Here is a 457-nt window from a genome sequence, read left to right as displayed (position 1 = left end):
GCTCTTGATTGAAGTCCCGGTAAACGGCGGCCGTAACTATAACGGTCCTAAGGTAGCGAAATTCCTTGTCGGGTAAGTTCCGACCTGCACGAATGGCGTAACGATGGCCACACTGTCTCCTCCCGAGACTCAGCGAAGTTGAAGTGTTTGTGATGATGCAATCTCCCCGCGGCTAGACGGAAAGACCCCATGAACCTTTACTGTAGCTTTGCATTGGACTTTGAACCGATCTGTGTAGGATAGGTGGGAGGCTTTGAAGCGTGGACGCCAGTTCACGTGGAGCCGTCCTTGAAATACCACCCTGGTTTGTTTGAGGTTCTAACCTTGGCCCGTGAATCCGGGTCGGGGACAGTGCATGGTAGGCAGTTTGACTGGGGCGGTCTCCTCCCAAAGTGTAACGGAGGAGTTCGAAGGTACGCTTGGTACGGTCGGACATCGTACCTAAAGTGCAATGGCA

The 457-nt window shown here is 53.4% G+C and carries 1 rRNA gene; it reads left to right on the top strand.

The annotated features are described in order from the left end of the window. Nucleotides 1-457 (top strand): 23S ribosomal RNA (locus E1J61_RS36675); the annotation flags it as partial.

The sequence above is a fragment of the Cupriavidus sp. L7L genome (assembly GCF_004353535.1).
Taxonomy (GTDB): domain Bacteria; phylum Pseudomonadota; class Gammaproteobacteria; order Burkholderiales; family Burkholderiaceae; genus Cupriavidus; species Cupriavidus oxalaticus_A.
Note: the sequence above shows the minus strand (reverse complement) of the source record. Positions and strands in the feature narration are given on the sequence as shown.